This window comes from Streptomyces sp. SAI-170 (genome assembly GCF_049739565.1).
GTDB lineage: Bacteria > Actinomycetota > Actinomycetes > Streptomycetales > Streptomycetaceae > Streptomyces.
In genome coordinates, this window is record NZ_JBMGQD010000001.1 from 6,072,977 (window position 1) to 6,093,358 (window position 20,382).

Consider the following 20,382-nt stretch of genomic DNA (forward strand, 5'->3'; position numbering starts at 1 on the left):
GAAATCTCGCTTCCGATGTGAAGTTGCTGTGGCCGAACGGTGTGGGTCGGCCGGGCCCGACAGCCGACCCTAGAACCGGGGTGAGCCCTTGCTCTCACCGGGGTCCGCACCAATGCGGCGTATGCCTGGCACGAGACTACGCGCGTACGCCGAGTTCGCTCATTCCTACGGGCGTTCACCTGTGAGTGGCGTCGTTGCTATTTCCCGATCCTCACACTCGGTGACTTGAGTCACACTCATCGCATTCGGATGAGCGGCGGCGATGCCGCTTTGAATGATTTCCACGGATCCCCCGTCAAGGAGCACAGGGGGATCTTTGGGGGGAGGACCAGAAATGGCGCAGAGCGCGCACAGGCGGAGAAACACGGCCGTGACCCTGGGGGTCGCGGGCCTGCTGGCCGTGGGGGTGGGGGCCCCGCAGGCGTCGGCCGCCACGGCACCGCGCATCGACCTCAGGGTGCTGCTCGTGGACAACGGCGACAGCGCGGTCCGCGCGATCGCCGCACAGCTGCGCGGTACGGGCGTCCCGTACACCACGCTCGACCTGACGGACCCGGCCCGCCCGACCGTCACCGACGCCTTCCTCAGCGACACCGTGAACGGCACGCCGCGCGCCAAGTACCAGGGCGTCGTCCTGCCCCACGAAGCGCCCTTCGGCTCCGGTTCGGCCGAGCAGACCGCGCTGGAGAACTACGAGCGGACGTACGGCATCCCGCAGGTCGACGCCTACACCTGGGCGCATCCCGGGGTGGGCCTCGACTACACCAGCGAGAGCGGCTGGGCCGGCGCCCTCGACGGCCAGGAGGCCTCCGTCACCGCCGCGGGCAGGGCGGGCCGTTTCGGCTACCTCGACGGCGCCTTCGCCTTCGAGGACAACGACCCGGCCGTCCAGGAGAGCTACGGCTACGCCGCCCGCCCGCGCACCGGCTTCACCTCGTACGTCGACATCCCGGTGCCCGACGGCACCGGCCGCGGCAGCCTGGTCGGCGAGTACGTCCACGACGGCCGCCGCGAGCTGGTCGTGACCTTCGCCTACAACCAGCACCAGCGGCAGTTCCGGCTGCTGGCCCGCGGCATCGTGGAGTGGCTGACCGACGGCGTCCACCTGGGCCGGGACCGCAACTACTTCGCCGTGCACGTCGACGACGTCTTCGCGCCCGACAGCCGCTGGAACACCGACCGCAACTGCACCCCCGGCGACTTCGACTGCCCCGGCGGCGACGACGGCGGCGAGAACCCCATCCGGATGACCGCCGAGGACGCCGCCTACGCCGCCCAGTGGCAGCGCGACCACGGCTTCACCATGGACATGGTCTACAACGCGGGCGCCGGCGAGGAGTGGAAGGCCGGGCACGGCGGCACCGACGCGCTCACCGACCGGCTGCTCGCCGACAAGGCGCAGTACCGCTGGATCAACCACACCTACACCCACCCCTTCCTGGGCTGTGTGCAGGACACCACCACCGTGCCGTGGACCTGCGCGAAGAACACCGACGGCTCGACCAGGTACATGAGCCGCTCCGAGATCTCCGCGCAGATCCGCGACAACAACAACTGGGCCTCCCTCAAGGGCCTGCCCGTCGACCGCACCGAACTGGTCACCGGCGAGCACTCCGGCCTGAAGACCCTCCCGCAGCAGCCCGCCGACAATCCCGACCTCGCCGGCGCCCTCGCCGACAACGGCGTGAAGTGGATCGCCTCGGACAACTCCCGCGAGCCGCAGCAGCGGTCCGTCGGAGGCGCGCTGACCGTGCCGCGCCACCCGATGAACGTGTACTACAACGCGGGCACCGAGGCCGAGATGGCCGACGAGTACAACTGGATCTACACCTCCGCGGCCGACGGCGGCAGCGGCCTCTGCGAGAACAACCCCACCTCCACCTGCCTGCCCGACCCCCTGGACCCCGCCACCGGCTACGACGACCACATCGTCCCGCAGGAGGCCCGCACCGCCCTCGGCCACGCCCTCGCCAACGACCCGCGCCCGCACTACGCCCACCAGTCCAACCTGGCCGAGGACCGGATCCTGTACCCGGTCATGGACAAGGTGCTGGCCGACTACCGGGCCCTGTTCGCCGACAACACCCCGCTGGAGAACCTCCGCCAGAACGCCATCGGTACGGAACTGAAGCGCCGCGCGGCCTGGGAGACGGCCGTGGCCAACGGCCGAGTGACGGCCTACCGCGTCGGCACGACCGTGACCGTCACGGCCCCCTCGGGAGTCCAGATCCCGGTGACGGCCCCGGAGGGCACGAGGAAGCAACTCCTGCTGGGCACCAGCACCTTCGGCACCCCGTACGCGGGCATGCGCTCCGCATGGACCACCCCGGAGCCGCTGCAGTCGGCAGTGACGCTGAAGTTGGCCTGAGCCGGATGCCCTGAGGGGCGCGGGGAACTGCGCGACCAGCCCACGACGACCCGCAGTCGGCGGACGGGCGGCGGTTCCCCGCACGACAACCGCACAAAACAGGGGGGACCCGCCGCAGCGATGCGCAACGGCCGTCACGTCACCATGCTCACAGAAGGCACGTACCCGCACGTCCACGGAGGGGTCAGCACCTGGTGCGACCAACTCGTCAAGGGCATGCCGGACGTCGACTTCCACATCGTCTCGATCACCGGCACCGGCCGCGAGCCGGTCACCTGGGAGCTGCCGCCCAACGTCCGCCACCACACCACGGTCCCCACCTGGGGCCCGAAGCCGGGCCACAGACGCGCCCCGTACGGCAAGGCCCGCCGCCGCTTCACGGACACCTACGAAAGGTTCCTGCTCTCCTTCCTGGACCAGGACTCCCGCTGCGACTTCGGCGAGGCCCTCACCGACCTGGCCCGCCTGGCCCGCGAAGGCCGCCTGTCCGCAGCCCTCCGCACGGAGACCGCGCTGCGCTCGCTGATGTGGATCTGGACGATGCCGCATCTGCCGACCGCGGCCGCCCGCCCCACCGTGCACGACGCGCTCACCGCCACCGACCTGCTGGAACACGCCCTGCGCCCGCTCGGCACCCGCATCGCGCAGGACTCGGTCGCGCACGCCGTGAGCAGCGGTCTGGCCACCCTGCCGGCGCTCGCCGCGCGCGCTCTGGACGGCGTACCGTTCCTGCTCACCGAGCACGGCATCTATCTGCGCGAGCGCTACCTCGGTTACCGCAGCGACGCCCAACGCTGGCCGGTGAAGGCGTTCATGCTCGCCTTCTACCGTGAACTCAATTCACACGGCTACCGGTCCGCCGACCTGATCACACCGTGCAACCAGTACAACCGCCGCTGGGAGGAGCGCGGCGGCGCCGCCCCCGACCGCATCCGCACGGTCTACAACGGCGTCGACCCCGCCGCCTTCCCGCACGCCGGGCCCGAGCCCGAGGTCCCCACCCTCACCTGGTGCGGCCGCGTCGACCCCATCAAGGACCTGGAGACCCTGATCCGCGCCTACGCCATGGTCCGCGCCGAACTGCCCGAGACCCGGCTGCGCCTGTTCGGCCCGGTCCCGCCCGGCGGCGAGGCGTACCGGACGAAGCTGGAGAAGCTCGCCGCCGAACTCGGCGTCACCGACGGCCTCACCTTCGAGGGCCGCATCAGCGAGGTCTGGCGCGCCTACGCGGCCGGCCATGTCGTCATGCTGTCCTCCATCTCGGAGGGCTTCCCGTTCTCCATCATCGAGGCCATGTCCTGCGGCCGTACGACCGTCTCCACCGATGTCGGCGGAGTGCGCGAGGCCGTCGGCGACACCGGACTCGTCGTACCGCCGCGCGAACCGGAGAAGATGGCGGCCGCCGCGCTCACCCTGCTCAAGGACGACGAACGGCGCCTGGAACTCGCCGAGTTGTCCCGCCAGCGGGTCATCGACCGGTTCACGCTCCGCCGCTGTGTGGAGAACTTCCGCACGATCTACCACGAACTCGCGGGGCTGCCCGAGGTGTACGAGCCGACCGTCGAGACCGTCGCCGACTGGACCCTGGAGCTGCGCGACCCCTGGTACGCGGCCGTCGCCACGGAAGGGGCCGACTGGTGAGCGGAAGCGTCTGGCTGCCGCCCGGCGCCCGCCTGGACACCCTGCCCGCCGTCCCTCGCCGGCGCACCGCCCCCGGCTGGGCCGCGCCCGACCCGATCGACGAACTCGCCGACCGTCTGGAGGACTTCGTCGCCGCGGCCGTCCACCCGGACGAGATAGCCGCCCTGCTGGAGTCCGACGGCATGTCCGACGACCGGATACGCACGGCGTACGGCGTGAAGGACTCCTTCGCGCTCGCCGAGGAGCTCTACGTCCGCGTCGACCGCCGCCACCCCGAACCCGAGGGCCCCGTCCACGACCCCTGGCAGATCGGCCTGCTCGGCTGCCTCGTCAGGGGCGTCGTCTTCGCCCTCCCCGGCCTCGCCTACGTCCTCCTGTCGACCGCCACCCTCCCCCTCCTCGCCGCCGCCCTCACCGGCTGGACCTGGAACCAGGGCCTGTCCCACCGCGCCTACGCCTGGCTGGGCCTCGGTGACCGCACCGCCGCCCGCCGCTGCCTCCTGATCGGCGCCCCCGTGGGCGCCCTCCTTGGCGCACTGAGCGCCCTCGCCGTCACGGGCCCCACCGACCCGGGCGCTCTGGCCTTCGCGACAGGCCAGTCGCTCTACCTGGGCGCCGCGACGGTCCTTCTGGTGATGGGCCGCGAACGCGCCTTGCTCGCAGCGCTGTTGCCGATGGCGGCGGGGGCCGCCGTCACACCCGTACTCCACATCCCCCCACTGCTCCGGTACGCCCTACTGCTCGGCTCCCTGCTGGCGGTGGTGACCCTGGCTGCATGCCCTCAGGGGCGCGGGGAACTGCGCGAGCGACCACGACGAACCGGCAGTCGACCACCGGTCATGGGCCCCCCACTGCCGGCCTCGTTCCCCTACGCCCTGTTCGGCCTGGGCAGCGGCATCCTGGTCCTGGACACCGCCCTGAAAAGCGCGCCGGGCGCGGTCGCCCTCACCCTGAGCATGGGCGCAGCCGAATGGCTGCTGTACCGCTTCCGCAGCGCCGGCCTCGCAGAGCTACGCTCCACCGGCACCCCGGGCGCCTTCCGCCGGGCGACCGCCCTGATGGTCGCCCGCTGCCTCACCTGCTACCTCGCCGTGCTCACCGCGCTCGCCCTGGCCGGCGCCGCCCTGTGGCCGGCCTCCCCTCACCTGGCAGGCCCCCGCCTGACCGGTCTGCTGTTGCTCGGCGTGGTCGTGTGGACCGGCCTGCTGCTCCAGTCCTTCGGCGCGATCCTCAGCGCGGCCGCGGTGACCTGCGCGGCGGCCCTCGCCCACACCCTCCTCCTGCTCAGGGGGGCGCCGGAGTGGACGGGCCCGGCGGTGTACGGCGTGGCGGCGGCGGTGCAGGTCGCCCTGGTCTGTGCCCTGCTGGGAAGGGCGACGGCCCACCGATGAGCACCCTGCTGGTCCCGTACTACGAGCACCCGGACGTCCGCCCCGCCGAATGGGAGGCGCTCCTCGCCGCCGCGCCCCGCCTGTACGGCGTCGTCCTCAACCCGGCCAGCGGCCCTGGGGAGCGCCCGGACCCGGCGTTCGCGCAGGTCGCGGCCCGGTTGCGGGAGGCAGGCGTCCGGGTCCTCGGCTACGCCGACACCGCCTACGGCGACCGCCCGCACGCCGACGTCGTCCGCGACCTCACCCGCCATCACGCCTGGTACGGCACCGACGGCGTCTTCCTCGACCAGGCCGCCTCGGCCCCGCAAGCCCTCCCGTACTACCGCCGCCTCGCCTCGGCGGCCTGGACCTCCGGCTGCACCGCCCTCGTCCTCAACCACGGCACCCCGCCCGACCCGTCGTACGCCAGGATCGCCGACGTCCTGGTCACCTTCGAGGGCCCCTGGGAGACCTACCGGACCCTGCCGCCCACACCCTCGTACGGCTCCGGGGTCCGGGTCTGTCACCTGGTGTACGGCGTCCCCGCGGAGACCGGCCTGCGGGTGCGGGGGGCCGACCTGCACTGTGCGGTACCGGGGGCGGGGGATCATCCTTGGGGTACGTTGCCGCACACCCTGGAGCCCGCCCGGTGAGACGCCCTCTCCTGCTCGTCGCCCTGCTGCTCCTGCTCGCGGGCTGCACCTCGGCCCCCGACGACCACGAGGGCGAGCCTGCCCCCGGCGAGCGCTGGCGGCCGCGCCCCGGCATCACCTGGCAGTGGCAGCTCAGCGGGCGTCTGGACACCTCCGTCGACGTGCCGGTGTACGACATCGACGCCTTCGACCACGACGCCGGCACGGTCGCCGCCCTGCACGAGGACGGCCGCAAGGTCATCTGCTACCTCTCCACGGGCGCCTGGGAGGACTGGCGCCCCGACGCCGAGGAGTTCCCGCGCGCCGTGCTCGGCCGCGGCAACGGCTGGGAGGGCGAGCGCTGGCTCGACATCCGCCGCACGGACGTCCTGGAGCCGCTGATGGCGGCCCGGATGGACATGTGCCGCGAGAAGGGCTTCGACGCGGTCGAGCCGGACAACATGGACGGCTACGCCAACACGACGGGCTTCCCGCTGACCCCCGCCGACCAGCTCCGCTACAACCGCCTGATCGCCCGCCTGGCCCACGACCGGGGCCTCGCGGTCGGACTGAAGAACGACTTGGACCAGATCCCGCAGCTGGTGGGGGAGTTCGACTTCGCGGTGAACGAACAGTGCGCCCAGTACGACGAGTGCGACACGCTCACCCCGTTCGTCGAGGCGGACAAGGCCGTCTTCCACGTGGAGTACGAGCTGCCGACCCGCGAATTCTGCCCCGAGGCGAGGGAGTTGGGCCTGAGTTCGATGCTGAAGCACTACGAACTGGGCGCATGGCGACGCCCCTGTGTCCAGGGGCGTGGGGAACTGCGCGACAAGCCACGACGGCGCCGCACGGTCTCAGCCGAGCGCCAGCACCACGAGCGCCGCGGTGACGGCCGTCTCCTCGAGCCCCCCGAACACATCGCCGGTCACTCCACCGAACCGCCGCACACAGCGCCGTAGCAGCAACTCGGCGGCACCGACGGCGACCACCACGGCGAGGGCGCCCCACACGAAGTCGTACGCCCCACCCGCCACCACCACGACGGCCAGCGCCACCCCGACAGCCCAGCGCACCGGCACGACCCCGGCCACGGCGGCCCCCAGCCCCTCCGGCCGCGCCGCGGGCACCCCCACCCGCGCGGCGAGCGTGAGCGCGAGCCGCCCCGCCGTCGCGGAGACGACCACGGCCAGCGCCCCCCGAGTCCAGGAACCGTCGTACAGCTGAGCCACGGCGGCGACCTGGGCGAGCAGCACGAACAGCAGCGTGATGACCCCGAACGGCCCGATGTCCGACTGCTTCATGATCCGCAGGGCGTCCTCGGCCGGCTTCCCGCTGCCCAGCCCGTCCGCGGTGTCGGCGATCCCGTCGAGGTGAAGCCCCCGGGTGAGCACGGCGGGCACCGCCACGGAGGCGACCGCGGCGAGCAGCGGCCCGGCCCCGAGGACCAGCAGAAGCAGCCCCACCGCACCGGCGGCGATGCCCAGCACCGCCCCGACCAGCGGAGCGCACAGCATGCCGCCCCGGGCCGCCTCCCGGTCCCAGCGCGTCACGCGCACGGGCAGCACGGACAGCGTGCCGAAGGCGAAGCGGAGGCCGTGAGCAGCGGGTATCGAGGACACGGCGGAAGGCTACGCGACGGCGTAACCCGACAGGCGGCCGCACCCGCGCGGACGGAGACTGCGCATATGGGCGACTGGTTTCACCGCAACATCACCGAACCCGGCAAGCTGCCGCTGCTGCTCGCCCTGCTGGCGTTCGTGGTGACCTTCCTGGTGACCCGCACGATCACCCGCCTCATCCGGGCGGGCAAGGGCCCGTTCGGCAACGTCCAGGCGGGCGGAGTGCACATCCACCATGTCGTGCCGGGTGTCGTCCTGACCGTGATCGGCGGGTTCGCCGCGGTCGCCGGTGGCCGGCACGGCTTCGGCTCGGCGCTCGCCGCGGTCGTGTTCGGGATCGGCGCGGGCCTCGTCCTCGACGAGTTCGCGCTGATCCTGCACCTCGACGACGTCTACTGGACGCAGGCCGGACGCCGGAGCGTGGAGGTGGTGGTGCTGACCGCCGCGCTGGTGGGCCTGCTGCTGCTCGGCTTCTCGCCGTTCGGGGTGAACGGCCTGTCCGACGACGAGGTCCAGAACCGGGGCACGGCCCTCGCGACGATCGGCGGGAACTTCCTGTTCGCGCTGGTGGCCCTCGGCAAGGGCAAGATCCGCATGGCCCTCTTCGGCGTGATCGTGCCGCTCGTCGCCCTGGTCGGCGCGCTCCGGCTGGCCCGCCCCGGCTCCCCGTGGGCCCGCCGCTTCTACCGCCGCCGCCCGCGCGCCCGGGCCCGCGCCGGGCTGCGCGCCTACCACCACGACCGCCGCTGGGCGGGACCGGCCCGCCGCTTCCAGGACTGGATCGGCGGCACCCCGGACCCGACACCTACGCCACCGCAGCCGCCCACGCGTGACTCCCGCTGACGGGGGCGCCGCACTCCCCCCGTTTCCGGCGGATCACCCCTTCTCGGGCTCCTCCTGCGGCTTCTCCTCCGGCCGTTCCGGCAGCTCCGCCGCCAGCGCCGCCGCGGACTGCACCAGCGGCAGGGCGAGCAGCGCCCCCGCGCCCTCGCCGACCGTCACGCCCTGGTCCAGGAGCGGCTCCAGGGCCATCCGGTCCAGCGCCTTCGCCTGCGCGGGCTCCCCGCTGAGCTGCCCGGCCAGCCACCAGTCGGGCGCCCGGAACGCGATCCGCTGCCCGACGAGCGCACAGGCCGCGGCGACCACACCGTCCAGCACGACCGGCACCTTGCGCACGGCGGCCTGGAGCAGAAAGCCCGTCATCGCGGCGAGGTCGGCCCCGCCGACGGTCGCCAGCAGCTGCAACTGCTCCCCGAGCACCGGCCGCGCCCGCCGCAACGCGTCCCGGATCGCCGCGCACTTGCGCATCCACGCCAGGTCGTCGATCGCCAGCCCGCCCCGCCCGGTCACCACCGACGCGTCGGTCCCGCACAGCGCGGCGACCAGCACCCCCGCGGCCGTCGTCCCGCCCACGCTCACATCGCCGAGCACCAGCAGATCCGTACCGGAGTCGGCCTCCTCGTCGGCCACCGCCGCCCCCGCCCGGAAAGCGGCCTCCGCCTCCTGAAGGGTCAGCGCGTCCTCGACGTCGATCCGCCCGCTGCCACGCCGCACCCGATGCCGTACGACGTCCGCGGGCAGGGTCTCCGGGTCGCAGTCCAGCGCCATGTCGACCACGCGCACCGGCACGCCCTGCCGCCGGGCCAGCACCGCCACCGGACGGGCGCCCTCCAGGATCTCGCGCACCAGCACCACCGCGCTGCCCGCCGGCCGCGCCGACACCCCGAGCCCGGCGATGCCGTGGTCACCGGCGAACAGCACGACCTTCGGCCGCTCGACCGGCCGCACCGGCACCACGCCCTGCGCGGCGGCCAGCCACTCACCCAGTTCGTCCAGGCGCCCCAACGATCCGGGCGGCACGATCTGACGCTCCCGGCGCGCCTCCGCGTCGCGGCGCACCCCGCCGTCGGGGCGCTCGATCAGATCGGTGAAGTCGTCGAGATTCAGCGAGCTCATTCGCCGAACAGTACCGGCACCGCTCGAACAGAACGGCGTCACATCGACACGTCGAATCGCCACCACACCCCCACGACGTCGTTGCACCCAAGATCGGGATCCCATACGTTCCGTTTTGCAGTGGATTGTCGTACACCGCTGTCCGCCGCCCCGGCCGTCCCTGGGAGTCGCCGATGTTCCCCGCCCCCGCCGCACCGCGCCGCGACGACTGCCCGTGGTGCGGCTCCAGGAGCCTGCGCACCAAGCCGGGTTCGCCCGTCGTCGACGAGTGCGGCGACTGCGCCCACGTCTTCCAGAACCCCAGACAGCCGGGCCTGCCGACGCCCGACGCCCCCACGGACGGGGTGCGCGCCGCCGTCACCCGTCTGCGGCACCGCCTCGCCGCCCGCGCGATGCTGCCCTTCCCCGAACCGGAGAGCTGGCTCGACGTCGGCACGGGCCACGCCGACTTCCCCGAGACGGCCCGCGCGCTCTTCCCCTACACCGCCTTCGACGGCGTCGACCCCACCTACCGCGTCCACCAGGCCCTCCTGGCGGGCCGCCTCGACGAGGCCCACATCGGCCCCCTCACCACGTACGCCGTCCTCACCCGCCTGCGCGCCCGCTACGACGTGGTGAGCCTCCTGCACCACCTGGAGCACACCACCGACCCCCGCGGAGAGCTGCGCGCCGCCCTGACCGCCCTGCGCCCCGGCGGCCACGTCCTGATCGAGACGACCGACCCCCGCCGGCTCCCGCTCCCTCGCGTCCCCCACCTCGTGCCTCCGGCCAACCTCCGCGCGGAACTCTCGGCGCAGGGGTGTGAGCTGGTGACGTCCACGGTGCCGACGCTGCTGCGCCGCGCTCGGGTGTCACGGGCGTACCGGGTGATCGCGCGCAAGAGCTAGGGCACGGTCAGCCCCGCAGCACCACCGCCTGGCCCGCCACCACCAGCAGCACCTGCTCGCACTCGGTCGCGAACGCCGCGTTCAGGCGGCCGAGTTCGTCGCGGTAGCGCCTGCCGGAGGCGGTGGCGGGCACGATGCCCGAGCCGACCTCGTTGGACACGGCGACGACGACCCGAGGCGTCTGCCGCACGGCCTCCGTGAGCTCCCGCACCCGCTCCCGCAGGGCCCGCTCGCCCCCGTCGGCCCACTCCGCGTCGTCCCACGCCCCGACCGCGTCCATCGCGTCCGTCAGCCACAGCGACAGACAGTCGATCAGCAGCGGCGGCCCGTCGTCCTTCAGCAGCGGCACCAGGTCGCACGTCTCCGTCGTACGCCACGACCCCGGCCGCCGCTCCCGATGCGCCGCCACCCTGGCCGCCCACTCGGTGTCACCGCCCCGCGTCCCGCCGGTCGCCACGTACAGCACGTCGGGGAACGCCTCCAGCCGCCGCTCGGCCTCCACCGACTTCCCCGACCGCGCCCCGCCCAGCACCAGCGTCCGCCGCGGCACGTCCGGCACGTTCTCGTACGCCCCCACCGCCAGCGTCGTCCCGTCCGGCACGGCCCGCGCACCGGCCGCCGCGAGCCGCCGCCGCAACTCCGCGCCCGGCGGCACGTCGTGGTCCAGATGCACCGCCACCACATCCGTCGTCGGCCCCACCGCACCCACCGCCCGCAGCCGGGCCAGCGCGTCCGGCCGCCCGACGACGTCCACGAGCACCATGTCGTACGGCTCCCCGAGCGTGCTGCCCTCCTCGAGCCCGGCCGGTGCCCCGCCCGGCGGCAGATACAGCAGCCGCTGCCCCTCCGGCCCCGTCACCGCGTACCCGGTACCCGGCGCGTCCATGGCCACCGCCCGCACCCGATGCCCCGTCAGCAGCGCCAACTCCCGCCCGTCCGGCACCCGCCCCGGCTGCGGCAGCCCCGCCGGGACCTCGACGGCGGGCCCCTCGTGCGGATGCGACAGCAACACCTGCCCCACGCCGGACAGCGACCGCCCGGCCCGAGCCGCGGCGAACGCCGCCCCCGGGGTCAGGTCCAGCAGCAGAGCCCCGTCCACCAGCAAGGCGGTGGCGGCCCGTGCGTCCGCCCCCAGGGCGGTGGCACAGGCAGCGCAGGGACAGTCGGGCCGGGGAAGCCCGGCGGGGGCACCAGTGCCGAGAAGCGTCAGTTCCACGCCCCGATTCTCGCCGGTCACCGATGAGGACGCCCGGCGGGTACGTCTCTCAGGGGCGCCTGACCGTGCCGCAGACGCCCCGCAGTCGAACGACTACGCTCGACCCAGTCAAACGATCAGGGAGGCCTGCATGGCGACATGGACGTGGCGGTTCGAGAAGGCCGACGGGGCGGAGGTCCAGCCGGCGGTGGAGCCCGAGGAGTTCACCACGCAGGGCGACGCGGAGTCCTGGATCGGCGAGCACTGGAAGGACCTCGCCGCAGGCGGCGCCGACCAGGTGCGCCTGTTCGAGGACAGCACCGAGATCTACGGCCCGATGAGCCTGCACGCCGAAGAGGTGTGACCGGCGGGGGCGGCCGGCTCAAGGCTCACTGCTGTCCCGCTCGAAGGCGAGCGCGATCCCCGCTCTCCGGCCCGGCCCGGTCGGCCGCCCCACCCCGCCGCACCCCGACCACGGCGACCCCGACGGCGCGGAAACGGGAAGCGTCCATGCCCCGAGTCTCACCTCGGGGTGAGGACCCGGCTTGTCCGGCTCACCCGATCGAGCGCAGTCGGCACCCGCGGTTCAGCCGCGTACCCCGCACAGATGCAGCAGCGCCGCGACCGCGCGGTACGGGTCCGTGCGGCCCGCCCGCTCCTCGGCCGCCAGCAGCCGCTCGACGTCCTCGGGGACCTCAGCCCCGTCGGCCGCGGTGTCGGTGAAGACCCGGACGCCGTACCAGGCGTGCAGCGGCGCGCCGATGCCCGCCAGCGTCGCGGTGAGGGTCTGCAGACGGTCCGCCCGCACGTCCAGGCCCAGGCGGTTGCGGTAGGCGGTGGTGTCGAAGGAGGCCAGCGCCCCGGCCCAGTCGCCGGACAGGCCCGGCCGCATGGCCAGCGCGTCGGCGTTGCGGACCAGCAGCGACAGCAGCCCGCCCGGCGCCAGCACCCGCGCCAGGCCCGCCAGCAGCGGGTCCGGCTCCTCGACGTACATCAGCACGCCATGGCACAGCACCACGTCGAAGCTGCCCGGCAGGAAGTGCACACCGGTGTCCCGGCCGTCGCCCTGCACGATCCGCATCCGCTCCCGGATGCCCTCGGGCTCGGCGGACAGCGCCTCACGCGCCGCGGCGATCATCGTCGCGTCGCGCTCCACACCGGTGACCTGGTGGCCGATCCGGGCCAGCCGCAGCGCCTGCGTGCCCTGCCCCATCCCGACGTCGAGCACCCGCAGCCGCTGCCCGATCGGAAAGCGCTGGGCTATCTGCTCGTCGAGCTGCCGGGCCACCAGCTCCTGTCGTACGACATCACGCAGCCCACCGAGCTTGTCCAGCCAGGCGTCGGCCGCATCCCCGGAGAACGAGGTTGTGCTCAGGGCCGCTCTCCGCGCTTGACCTGCGGCTTGGGCAGCCGGAGCCGGCGCATCTGGAGGCTGCGCATCAGGGCGTAGGCCACCGCACCGCGCTTGTTGTCGTCGGGGAAGCGCTCACGCAGCGCCTTCTTCAGGCGGAAGCCGGTGGCGATCGAGTCCAGCACGATCAGCACGATCACGACGAGCCACAGCAGCAGCGCCAGCGTCTGCACGTTCTGTACGCGGATCACGCTCAGCACGAGGATGACCACGGCCATCGGCAGGAAGAACTCGGCGATGTTGAAGCGCGAGTCGACGAAGTCGCGGGCGAAGCGGCGCACCGGACCCTTGTCGCGGGCGGGCAGATAGCGCTCGTCACCGCCGGCCAGCGCCTGGCGCTGCCGCTCCAGGGCGGCACGACGCTCCTCGCGCTGCCGCTTGGCGGCCTCCTTGCGCGTGGTCGGCGTACTGGCCACGCTGCGGCGCTGGGCCTGGGCCTGGCTGCGCTTCGGCGTCGGCCGGCCCTTGGGGGCCTGCGGGTCACGGGGCTGCTTGGAGTCGGTCAGCGGCGCCTTGTCGGCGACGGCGGCCTTCTCTTCCTTGGTGGCACGGCTACGGAACACAAAACCCAAGGGTACGGGGTACCGAGGCATGGACCCCAGCCCCGCGGGGAACGATCCGGCAACACCAGTCGTCTGTACAGGGACAGAGGGCACGTCGCGCGCACTCCGGAAGGACCGCTCCGGGCCCTCGGGGATCACCTACTCCCTACGCCGGAGCCGGGGCGTACGCAGTCGTCCTCGGGGATGAGCGCATCCGACCCGGAACAGTGCGTCAATGGATGCAGGGCCCGTACTGTGGGTTCTGTCGCAGACCTGTGAGCCGGAGTCCGTCAGAAGGGGGCGCGGAAAGCCCATGAGCGGTGTCATGAAGCGGATGGGGATGATCTTCCGCGCGAAGGCGAACAAGGCCCTGGACCGGGCCGAGGACCCGCGCGAGACCCTCGACTACTCGTACCAGAAGCAGCTGGAGCTGCTCCAGAAGGTGCGCCGCGGTGTCGCCGACGTGGCCACCTCGCGCAAGCGCCTGGAGCTCCAGCTCAACCAGCTGCAGCAGCAGTCCTCCAAGCTGGAGGACCAGGGCCGCAAGGCGCTCGCGCTGGGCCGCGAGGACCTGGCCCGCGAGGCGCTCTCGCGCCGGGCCGCCCTCCAGCAGCAGGTGACCGACCTGGAGACGCAGCACGCCACCCTCCAGGGCGAGGAGGAGAAGCTCACCCTCGCGGCGCAGCGCCTCCAGGCGAAGGTGGACGCCTTCCGGACGAAGAAGGAGACCATCAAGGCGACCTACACCGCGGCCCAGGCGCAGACCCGGATCGGCGAGGCGTTCACCGGCATCTCCGAGGAGATGGGCGACGTCGGCCTGGCCATCCAGCGCGCCGAGGACAAGACCGCCCAGCTCCAGGCCCGCGCCGGCGCGATCGACGAACTGCTGGCCTCGGGTGCCCTCGACGACCCCACGGGCGTCGCCAAGGACGACATCCAGGCCGAGCTGGACCGGCTGTCCGGTGGTACGGATGTAGAGCTGGAGCTGCAGCGCATGAAGGCCGAGCTGGCGGGTGGCTCCGCCGACCGGCAGGCCATCGAGGGCGGCCAGGGTCAGGGGCAGTCCCAGCAGCAGCCGCAGGATGCTCCGCGGTTCGACAAGCAGTAGGCCACGCCGAGGGAGGCGACATGATCGTCAGGATCATGGGGGAGGGCCAGGTGAGGCTGGAGGACAGCCACCTCGCCGAACTGAACAAGCTGGACGACGAGCTGCTGGCCGAACTGGAGGGTGGCGACGAGTCCGGCTTCCGCCGGACGTTCAACGCCCTCCTGGACGCCGTGCGTCGTCTCGGTGTGCCGCTTCCCGACGACTCTCTCGAACCGTCGGACCTCATCCTGCCGGCGCCGGACGCGTCGCTGGAAGAGGTCCGTGAGATGCTCAGCGACGATGGACTGATTCCGGGCTGATTCGGGTGGCTGATGCGCGTACCGGTCCGCGGATTGTCCGTGGCTGGTCGCGCAGTTCCCCGCGCCCCTGAGTAGGGAACGTAGAGCCCCGTGACCACGCTCGACCGCGTTCGTGCTCGCATGAAGGCGTATCCCCTTGCACTGGACGCGACGCTGGCGGCCGGTGTGCTGCTGTGCATGGTCGCCGGTTCCTTCGTGGATCCCCGGGGGGAGAACGGGGTCACCTGGGGGCTGCGTACGCCGGACCCGCTCAGCCTGGTGCTGATGGCGTTCGGGGCGGTCGCGCTGGTGTTCCGGCGGCGGGCCCCCCGGACGGTGCTGGCCGTCACCGGCGGGCTGTCTCTCGTGGAGTGCGTCACCGGTGACCCGCGCGCGCCGGTCGCCATGGCCGCCGTCATCGCGCTGTACACCGTCGCCGCCACCACCGACCGGCACACCACCTGGCGGGTCGGCCTGCTCACCATGACCGTGCTGACCGGCGCGGCCATGCTCGCCGGGCCCCTGCCCTGGTACGCGCAGGAGAACCTCGGCATCTTCGCGTGGACCGGCATGGCCGCGGCGGGCGGCGACGCCGTGCGCAGCCGGCGGGCGTTCGTGCAGGCCATACGGGAGCGCGCGGAGAAGGCGGAGCGCACGCGCGAGGAGGAGGCGCGGCGGCGGGTCGCCGAGGAGCGGCTGCGGATCGCCCGGGACCTGCATGACGTGGTCGCGCACCACATCGCGCTGGTCAATGTGCAGGCCGGAGTCGCCGCACATGTCATGGACAAGCGCCCCGACCAGGCCAAGGAGGCCCTCGCCCATGTGCGGGAGGCCAGCCGGTCGGCGCTGAACGAGCTGCGGGCGACCGTCGGGCTGCTGCGGCAGTCCGGCGACCCCGAGGCACCGACCGAGCCGGCGCCGGGGCTGGACCGGCTCGACGAGCTGGTCGGCACCTTCCGTGCGGCCGGGCTGCGGGTCGAGGTCGCCCGCACCGACCAGGGCACCCGTCTGCCGGCCGCCGTCGACCTGGCCGCGTACCGGGTGATCCAGGAGGCGCTCACCAATGTGCAGAAGCACGCCGGGCAGGGCGCGAAGGCCGAGGTGAGCGTGGTCCGGGTGGGGCCGAGCATCGAGATCAGCGTCCTCGACGACGGCAGCGGCGACGAGGCCCCGGCCGACGGCGGAGGGCACGGTCTGCTCGGCATGCGCGAGCGCGTCACCGCCGTACGCGGCACCCTGACCACCGGTCCCCGCTATGGGGGCGGTTTCCGCGTCCATGCGATCCTGCCGGTCAAGACCCGCACCAGCTCAAGCGAGGACTGACGTATGACGATCCGTGTCCTGCTCGCCGACGACCAGGCCCTGCTGCGCAGCGCCTTCCGGGTGCTCGTCGACTCCGAGCCGGACATGGAGGTGGTCGGGGAGGCGTCCGACGGCGCCGAGGCCGTGCGGCTGGCCAAGGAGCAGCGGGCTGACGTCGTCCTGATGGACATCCGCATGCCCGGCACCGACGGGCTCGCCGCGACCCGGCTGATCAGCGCCGACCCGTCGCTCGCCCAGGTCAGGGTCGTCATCCTGACGACGTTCGAGGTCGACGACTACGTCGTGCAGTCGCTGCGCGCGGGCGCCTCCGGGTTCCTCGGCAAGGGGTCGGAGCCCGAGGAGCTGCTGAACGCGATCCGGGTCGCGGCCGGCGGCGAGGCGCTGCTGTCCCCGGCCGCCACCAAGGGGCTGATCGCCCGGTTCCTCGCCCAGGGCGACGACGGCGAGGGCCCCGACCCCGCCGGCTCCGAGCGGCTGGACGCGCTGACCGTGCGCGAGCGCGAGGTGCTGGTGCAGGTCGCGGGCGGACACTCCAACGACGAGATCGCCGAGCGGCTCACCGTCAGCCCGCTCACCGTGAAGACCCATGTCAACCGGGCCATGGCCAAGCTGGGCGCCCGGGACCGGGCCCAGCTGGTGGTCATCGCGTACGAGTCGGGGCTGGTCCGTCCAAAGGCTGACTGACCTCATCCGGGCCCTACTGCACCCGCAGTATGCGCGGCATAAGGAACGGGACCTGGGGGCTACGCGGCACGGCCCGGGGATGGCCCAGGGTGTTGGGGTGGGTGCTGCTGTGCGCCCGTATCCCCGCTCCGGCCGTCGAAAAGAGACCCTGACCCATGTCCTGGCTGTCGAGATTCAGCCTCGCGCAAAGGGCCCTGATCGGGCTGATGTCGATCATCGCACTCGCCTTCGGGGCGATAGCGATACCCCAGCTCAAGCAGCAGTTGCTGCCCACCATCGAACTGCCCGTGGTGTCGGTCCTCGCGCCGTACCAGGGCGCGTCCCCGGACGTGGTCGAGAAGCAGGTCGTCGAGCCGATCGAGGACAACCTCGAAGCCGTCGACGGCATCACCGGCGTCACCTCCACGGCGAGCGAGGGCAACGCCGTGATCATGGCGTCCTTCGACTACGGCAACGACACCAAGCAGCTCGTCGCCGATGTGCAGCAGGCCGTCAACCGCGCCCGCGTCCAGCTCCCCGACGACGTCGACCCGCAGGTCATCGCCGGCTCCACCGACGACATGCCCACCGTCGTCCTGGCCGTCACCTCCGACAAGGACCAGCAGGCCCTCGCCGACCAGCTGGACCGCACGATCGTCCCCGACCTGAAGGACATCGACGGTGTCGGCCAGGTCACCGTCGACGGCGTGCGCGACCTCCAGGTCACCGTCACCCCGAACGAGCGAAAGCTGGCCGCGGCGGGTCTGACCTCGCAGTCCCTCGCCCAGGCCCTCCAGGCGGGCGGCGCCACCGTCCCGGCCGGCTCCTTCGACGAGGCCGGCGCCAACCGGACCGTCCAGGTCGGCGGCGGCTTCACCTCGCTGTCGCAGATCGAGGACCTGATGGTCACCGGCGAGGCCGGCAAGCGGCCGGTGCGCCTCGGTGACGTGGCCTCCGTGCAGCAGGAGCAGGCCCGCGCCGACGCCCTCACCCGCACGAACGGGCGGCCCAGCCTCGCCGTGATGGTCACCATGGACCACGACGGCAGCGCGGTCGCGATCTCCGACGCCGTCGAGGACAAGCTGCCCGAGATGCGCGAGGCCCTCGGCTCCGGAGCGACCCTCACGATCGTCAGCGACCAGGGCCCGGCGGTGAAGAAGTCCATCGAGGGCCTGACCACCGAAGGCGCCCTCGGTCTGCTCTTCGCCGTCCTGGTCATCCTGGTGTTCCTCGCGTCGATCCGCTCGACGCTGGTCACCGCCGTGTCCATCCCGCTGTCGGTGGTGCTGGCGCTGATCGTGCTGTGGACGCGTGACCTGTCGCTGAACATGCTCACCCTCGGCGCGCTGACCATCGCCATCGGCCGGGTCGTGGACGACTCGATCGTCGTCCTGGAGAACATCAAGCGCCACCTCGGCTACGGCGAGGAACGCGAACCGGCCATCCTCGACGCCGTCCGCGAGGTCGCGGGCGCGGTCACCTCCTCCACCCTCACCACCGTCGCCGTGTTCCTGCCGATCGGCCTCGTCGGCGGCATGGTCGGCGAGCTGTTCGGCTCCTTCAGCCTCACCGTGACGGCCGCCCTGCTGGCGTCGCTGCTGGTGTCGCTGACGGTCGTGCCCGTGCTGTCGTACTGGTTCCTGCGCGCCCCCAAGGGCACCCCCGAGGACGCCGAGGAGGCACGCCGCCTGGCCGAGGAGAAGGAGGCGAACAGCCGCCTGCAGCGCCTCTACGTCCCTGTCCTGCGGTTCGCCACCCGGCGCCGGATGACCAGTGTGGCGCTGGCGATCGTGATCCTGGTCGGCACCTTCGGCATGGCACCCCTGCTGAAGACGAACTTCTTCGACCAGGGCGACCAGGAGGTGCTCACCGTCCGTCAGGAGCTGGCGCCCGGCACCAGCCTGGCCGCGACCGACGCCCAGGCCAAGAAGGTCGAGAAGCTGCTCGCCGGCACCGAGGGCGTCAAGGACTACCAGGTCACCGTCGGTTCCTCCGGGTTCATGGCGGCCTTCGGCGGCGGCACGGACACCAATCAGGCGCAGTACAACGTGATGCTGGAGGAGTCGGCGTCCTCTGACGACGTCACCGACCGCATCGAGGCCGGGCTGAAGAAGCTGACCGGCATCGGCAGCACCACCGTCGCGGCCGGTGACGGATTCGGCAGCCAGGACCTCAGCGTGGTCGTGAAGGCCGCCGACGCCGGCGCCCTGCGCGAGGCCGCCGAGCAGGTCCGCGGCACTGTAGCCGAGCTCGACGACGTCACCGACGTCACCAGCGACCTCGCCCAGAGCGTCCCGCGCATCTCGGTCAAGGCCAACAGCAAGGCCGCCGCGGCCGGGTTCAGCGACCAGACGCTCGGCATGGCCGTCGCCCAGGCGGTCCGCGGCACCACCGCCGCCCAGGCCACCCTGGACGACACCGAGCGCGACATCGTCATCCGCTCGGCGAAGCCCGCCGAGACCCTCGCCGAGCTGCGCAAGCTGCCGCTGGGCAGGGTGCGGCTCGGAGACATCGCGACCGTGAAGCTGGTCGACGGGCCCGTCTCCATGACCCGGATCGACGGTCAGCGCGCCGCCACCGTCACGGCCCGCCCGACCGGCGACAACACCGGCGCGGTCAGCGCCGACCTGCAGTCGGCGATCGACAAGCTGAAGCTGCCCGCGGGCGCCACGGCCGAGATCGGCGGAGTCTCCTCCGACCAGGACGAGGCGTTCGCCAACCTGGGCCTGGCGATGCTCGCCGCCATCGCGATCGTGTTCATGCTGCTGGTGGCGACCTTCCGCTCGCTGGCCCAGCCGCTGATCCTGCTGGTCTCCATCCCGTTCGCCGCGACCGGCGCGATCGGCCTGCTGGTGGCCACCGGCACCCCGATGGGCGTGCCCGCGATGATCGGCATGCTGATGCTGATCGGCATCGTCGTCACCAACGCGATCGTGCTGATCGACCTGATCAACCAGTACCGCAGGCAGGGCCACGGCGTCGTCGAGGCCGTCGTCGAGGGCGGCCGCCACCGGCTGCGCCCGATCCTGATGACCGCCCTGGCGACCATCTTCGCCCTGCTCCCGATGGCCCTCGGCATCACCGGCGAGGGCGGCTTCATCGCCCAGCCGCTCGCCGTGGTCGTCATCGGCGGCCTGATCACCTCCACCCTGCTGACCCTGCTCCTCGTCCCGACGCTCTACGCGATGCTGGAGCTGCGCAAGGAGCGCCGCGCGAGGAAGCGGGCGGCCAAGCGGGAGAAGAAGGCCGCGGCACCCGCCCGGAAGGAACCGGCGGGCGTCTGACGGGATTTTCGGCGGCCGGGTTCCATGCCTCATGCACGGAACCCGGCCGTCGGCGTGTCCGTGCCTCGTATCCTGCTGTCTCAACTGGCATACGGGGGAGAG

The 20,382-nt window shown here is 72.6% G+C and carries 17 protein-coding genes and 1 pseudogene; 13 read left to right on the forward strand and 5 right to left on the reverse strand.

Features of this window, described 5'->3' with window-relative positions; translation table 11 throughout:
• Positions 1–334 precede the first annotated feature (334 nt).
• The 5 genes and pseudogenes from RKD23_RS27295 to RKD23_RS27315 all read left to right on the forward strand — a co-directional run.
• Entirely contained in the window at positions 335–2,368 is a 2,034-nt protein-coding gene (locus RKD23_RS27295; protein WP_424856086.1) for a hypothetical protein, read from the forward strand.
• 120 nt (positions 2,369–2,488) lie between these two features.
• Entirely contained in the window at positions 2,489–4,009 is a 1,521-nt protein-coding gene (pelF, locus tag RKD23_RS27300) for a GT4 family glycosyltransferase PelF (RefSeq protein WP_424856087.1), read from the forward strand.
• On the forward strand, positions 4,006–5,400 hold the full coding sequence (locus RKD23_RS27305; protein ID WP_424856088.1) for a hypothetical protein: 1,395 nt from the start codon (positions 4,006–4,008) through the stop codon (positions 5,398–5,400). Before pelF ends, RKD23_RS27305 begins: the two co-directional genes overlap by 4 nt.
• Complete coding sequence (locus tag RKD23_RS27310; RefSeq protein ID WP_424856089.1) at positions 5,397–6,032, forward strand: spherulation-specific family 4 protein; 636 nt, start codon at positions 5,397–5,399, stop codon at positions 6,030–6,032. Before RKD23_RS27305 ends, RKD23_RS27310 begins: the two co-directional genes overlap by 4 nt.
• A pseudogene (locus RKD23_RS27315) lies at positions 6,029–6,817 on the forward strand (endo alpha-1,4 polygalactosaminidase); the annotation flags it as partial. The gene RKD23_RS27310 and the pseudogene RKD23_RS27315, both read left to right, overlap by 4 nt.
• A 51-nt stretch (positions 6,818–6,868) precedes the next feature.
• Here the strand turns inward: RKD23_RS27315 and RKD23_RS27320 are convergent.
• Positions 6,869–7,633 carry an adenosylcobinamide-GDP ribazoletransferase gene (locus RKD23_RS27320; protein WP_424856090.1) on the reverse strand — a complete coding sequence of 255 codons (765 nt, stop codon included), beginning with the start codon at positions 7,631–7,633 and terminating at the stop codon, positions 6,869–6,871.
• A gap of 66 nt (positions 7,634–7,699) precedes the next feature.
• On the opposite strand from RKD23_RS27320, the gene RKD23_RS27325 reads away from it, so the two are divergent.
• On the forward strand, positions 7,700–8,476 hold the full coding sequence (locus RKD23_RS27325; protein ID WP_424856091.1) for a hypothetical protein: 777 nt from the start codon (positions 7,700–7,702) through the stop codon (positions 8,474–8,476).
• Between the two features lie 33 nt (positions 8,477–8,509).
• Here RKD23_RS27325 and cobT read toward each other — a convergent pair whose 3' ends face one another.
• Entirely contained in the window at positions 8,510–9,589 is a 1,080-nt protein-coding gene (cobT, locus tag RKD23_RS27330; protein ID WP_424856092.1) for a nicotinate-nucleotide--dimethylbenzimidazole phosphoribosyltransferase, read from the reverse strand.
• A 173-nt stretch (positions 9,590–9,762) separates the two neighbouring features.
• Between cobT and RKD23_RS27335 the strand changes: the two genes are divergently transcribed.
• Complete coding sequence (locus RKD23_RS27335; RefSeq protein WP_424856093.1) at positions 9,763–10,476, forward strand: class I SAM-dependent methyltransferase; 714 nt, start codon at positions 9,763–9,765, stop codon at positions 10,474–10,476.
• A gap of 7 nt (positions 10,477–10,483) precedes the next feature.
• On the opposite strand, the gene RKD23_RS27340 is transcribed toward RKD23_RS27335, so the two are convergent.
• On the reverse strand, positions 10,484–11,692 hold the full coding sequence (locus RKD23_RS27340) for a bifunctional adenosylcobinamide kinase/adenosylcobinamide-phosphate guanylyltransferase (RefSeq protein WP_424856094.1): 1,209 nt from the start codon (positions 11,690–11,692) through the stop codon (positions 10,484–10,486).
• A 130-nt stretch (positions 11,693–11,822) separates the two neighbouring features.
• Between RKD23_RS27340 and RKD23_RS27345 the strand changes: the two genes are divergently transcribed.
• Positions 11,823–12,035 carry a hypothetical protein gene (locus RKD23_RS27345; RefSeq protein ID WP_404034556.1) on the forward strand — a complete coding sequence of 71 codons (213 nt, stop codon included), beginning with the start codon at positions 11,823–11,825 and terminating at the stop codon, positions 12,033–12,035.
• 222 nt (positions 12,036–12,257) lie between these two features.
• Here RKD23_RS27345 and RKD23_RS27350 read toward each other — a convergent pair whose 3' ends face one another.
• Both RKD23_RS27350 and RKD23_RS27355 read right to left on the reverse strand, forming a co-directional pair.
• Complete coding sequence (locus RKD23_RS27350; RefSeq protein WP_404034554.1) at positions 12,258–12,959, reverse strand: methyltransferase domain-containing protein; 702 nt, start codon at positions 12,957–12,959, stop codon at positions 12,258–12,260.
• A gap of 83 nt (positions 12,960–13,042) precedes the next feature.
• Positions 13,043–13,675: a DUF3043 domain-containing protein gene (locus RKD23_RS27355; protein ID WP_424856095.1), complete on the reverse strand. Its 633-nt coding sequence runs from the start codon at positions 13,673–13,675 to the stop codon at positions 13,043–13,045.
• 262 nt (positions 13,676–13,937) lie between these two features.
• On the opposite strand from RKD23_RS27355, the gene RKD23_RS27360 reads away from it, so the two are divergent.
• From RKD23_RS27360 to RKD23_RS27380, 5 genes are all read left to right on the forward strand, one after another.
• The gene (locus RKD23_RS27360; RefSeq protein WP_424856096.1) at positions 13,938–14,732 is read left to right on the forward strand and encodes a PspA/IM30 family protein; all 795 of its coding nucleotides are present in this window, start codon (positions 13,938–13,940) and stop codon (positions 14,730–14,732) included.
• Between the two features lie 20 nt (positions 14,733–14,752).
• On the forward strand, positions 14,753–15,031 hold the full coding sequence (gene pspAA / locus RKD23_RS27365; RefSeq protein WP_424856097.1) for a PspA-associated protein PspAA: 279 nt from the start codon (positions 14,753–14,755) through the stop codon (positions 15,029–15,031).
• Positions 15,032–15,121: 90 nt separating this feature from the next.
• Positions 15,122–16,333 carry a sensor histidine kinase gene (locus tag RKD23_RS27370; RefSeq protein WP_424856098.1) on the forward strand — a complete coding sequence of 404 codons (1,212 nt, stop codon included), beginning with the start codon at positions 15,122–15,124 and terminating at the stop codon, positions 16,331–16,333.
• Positions 16,334–16,336: 3 nt separating this feature from the next.
• Positions 16,337–17,017 carry a response regulator gene (locus RKD23_RS27375; protein ID WP_424856099.1) on the forward strand — a complete coding sequence of 227 codons (681 nt, stop codon included), beginning with the start codon at positions 16,337–16,339 and terminating at the stop codon, positions 17,015–17,017.
• Positions 17,018–17,172: 155 nt separating this feature from the next.
• Positions 17,173–20,280 (forward strand): efflux RND transporter permease subunit, encoded by a 3,108-nt coding sequence (locus tag RKD23_RS27380; protein ID WP_424856100.1) that lies wholly within the window; start codon positions 17,173–17,175, stop codon positions 20,278–20,280.
• The last annotated feature ends 102 nt before the right edge of the window (positions 20,281–20,382 follow it).

Excerpts from the sequence above, each read along its gene's own strand:
- pelF (WP_424856087.1), top strand. The coding sequence starts at position 2,489 with ATGCGCAACGGCCGTCACGTCACCATGCTCACAGAAGGCACGTACCCG.
- RKD23_RS27325 (WP_424856091.1), top strand. The coding sequence starts at position 7,700 with ATGGGCGACTGGTTTCACCGCAACATCACCGAACCCGGCAAGCTGCCG.
- RKD23_RS27355 (WP_424856095.1), bottom strand. The coding sequence starts at position 13,675 with ATGCCTCGGTACCCCGTACCCTTGGGTTTTGTGTTCCGTAGCCGTGCC.
- RKD23_RS27335 (WP_424856093.1), top strand. The coding sequence starts at position 9,763 with ATGTTCCCCGCCCCCGCCGCACCGCGCCGCGACGACTGCCCGTGGTGC.
- cobT (WP_424856092.1), bottom strand. The coding sequence starts at position 9,589 with ATGAGCTCGCTGAATCTCGACGACTTCACCGATCTGATCGAGCGCCCC.
- RKD23_RS27380 (WP_424856100.1), top strand. The coding sequence starts at position 17,173 with ATGTCCTGGCTGTCGAGATTCAGCCTCGCGCAAAGGGCCCTGATCGGG.
- RKD23_RS27375 (WP_424856099.1), top strand. The coding sequence starts at position 16,337 with ATGACGATCCGTGTCCTGCTCGCCGACGACCAGGCCCTGCTGCGCAGC.
- pspAA (WP_424856097.1), top strand. The coding sequence starts at position 14,753 with ATGATCGTCAGGATCATGGGGGAGGGCCAGGTGAGGCTGGAGGACAGC.
- RKD23_RS27360 (WP_424856096.1), top strand. The coding sequence starts at position 13,938 with ATGAGCGGTGTCATGAAGCGGATGGGGATGATCTTCCGCGCGAAGGCG.
- RKD23_RS27310 (WP_424856089.1), top strand. The coding sequence starts at position 5,397 with ATGAGCACCCTGCTGGTCCCGTACTACGAGCACCCGGACGTCCGCCCC.
- RKD23_RS27345 (WP_404034556.1), top strand. The coding sequence starts at position 11,823 with ATGGCGACATGGACGTGGCGGTTCGAGAAGGCCGACGGGGCGGAGGTC.
- RKD23_RS27295 (WP_424856086.1), top strand. The coding sequence starts at position 335 with ATGGCGCAGAGCGCGCACAGGCGGAGAAACACGGCCGTGACCCTGGGG.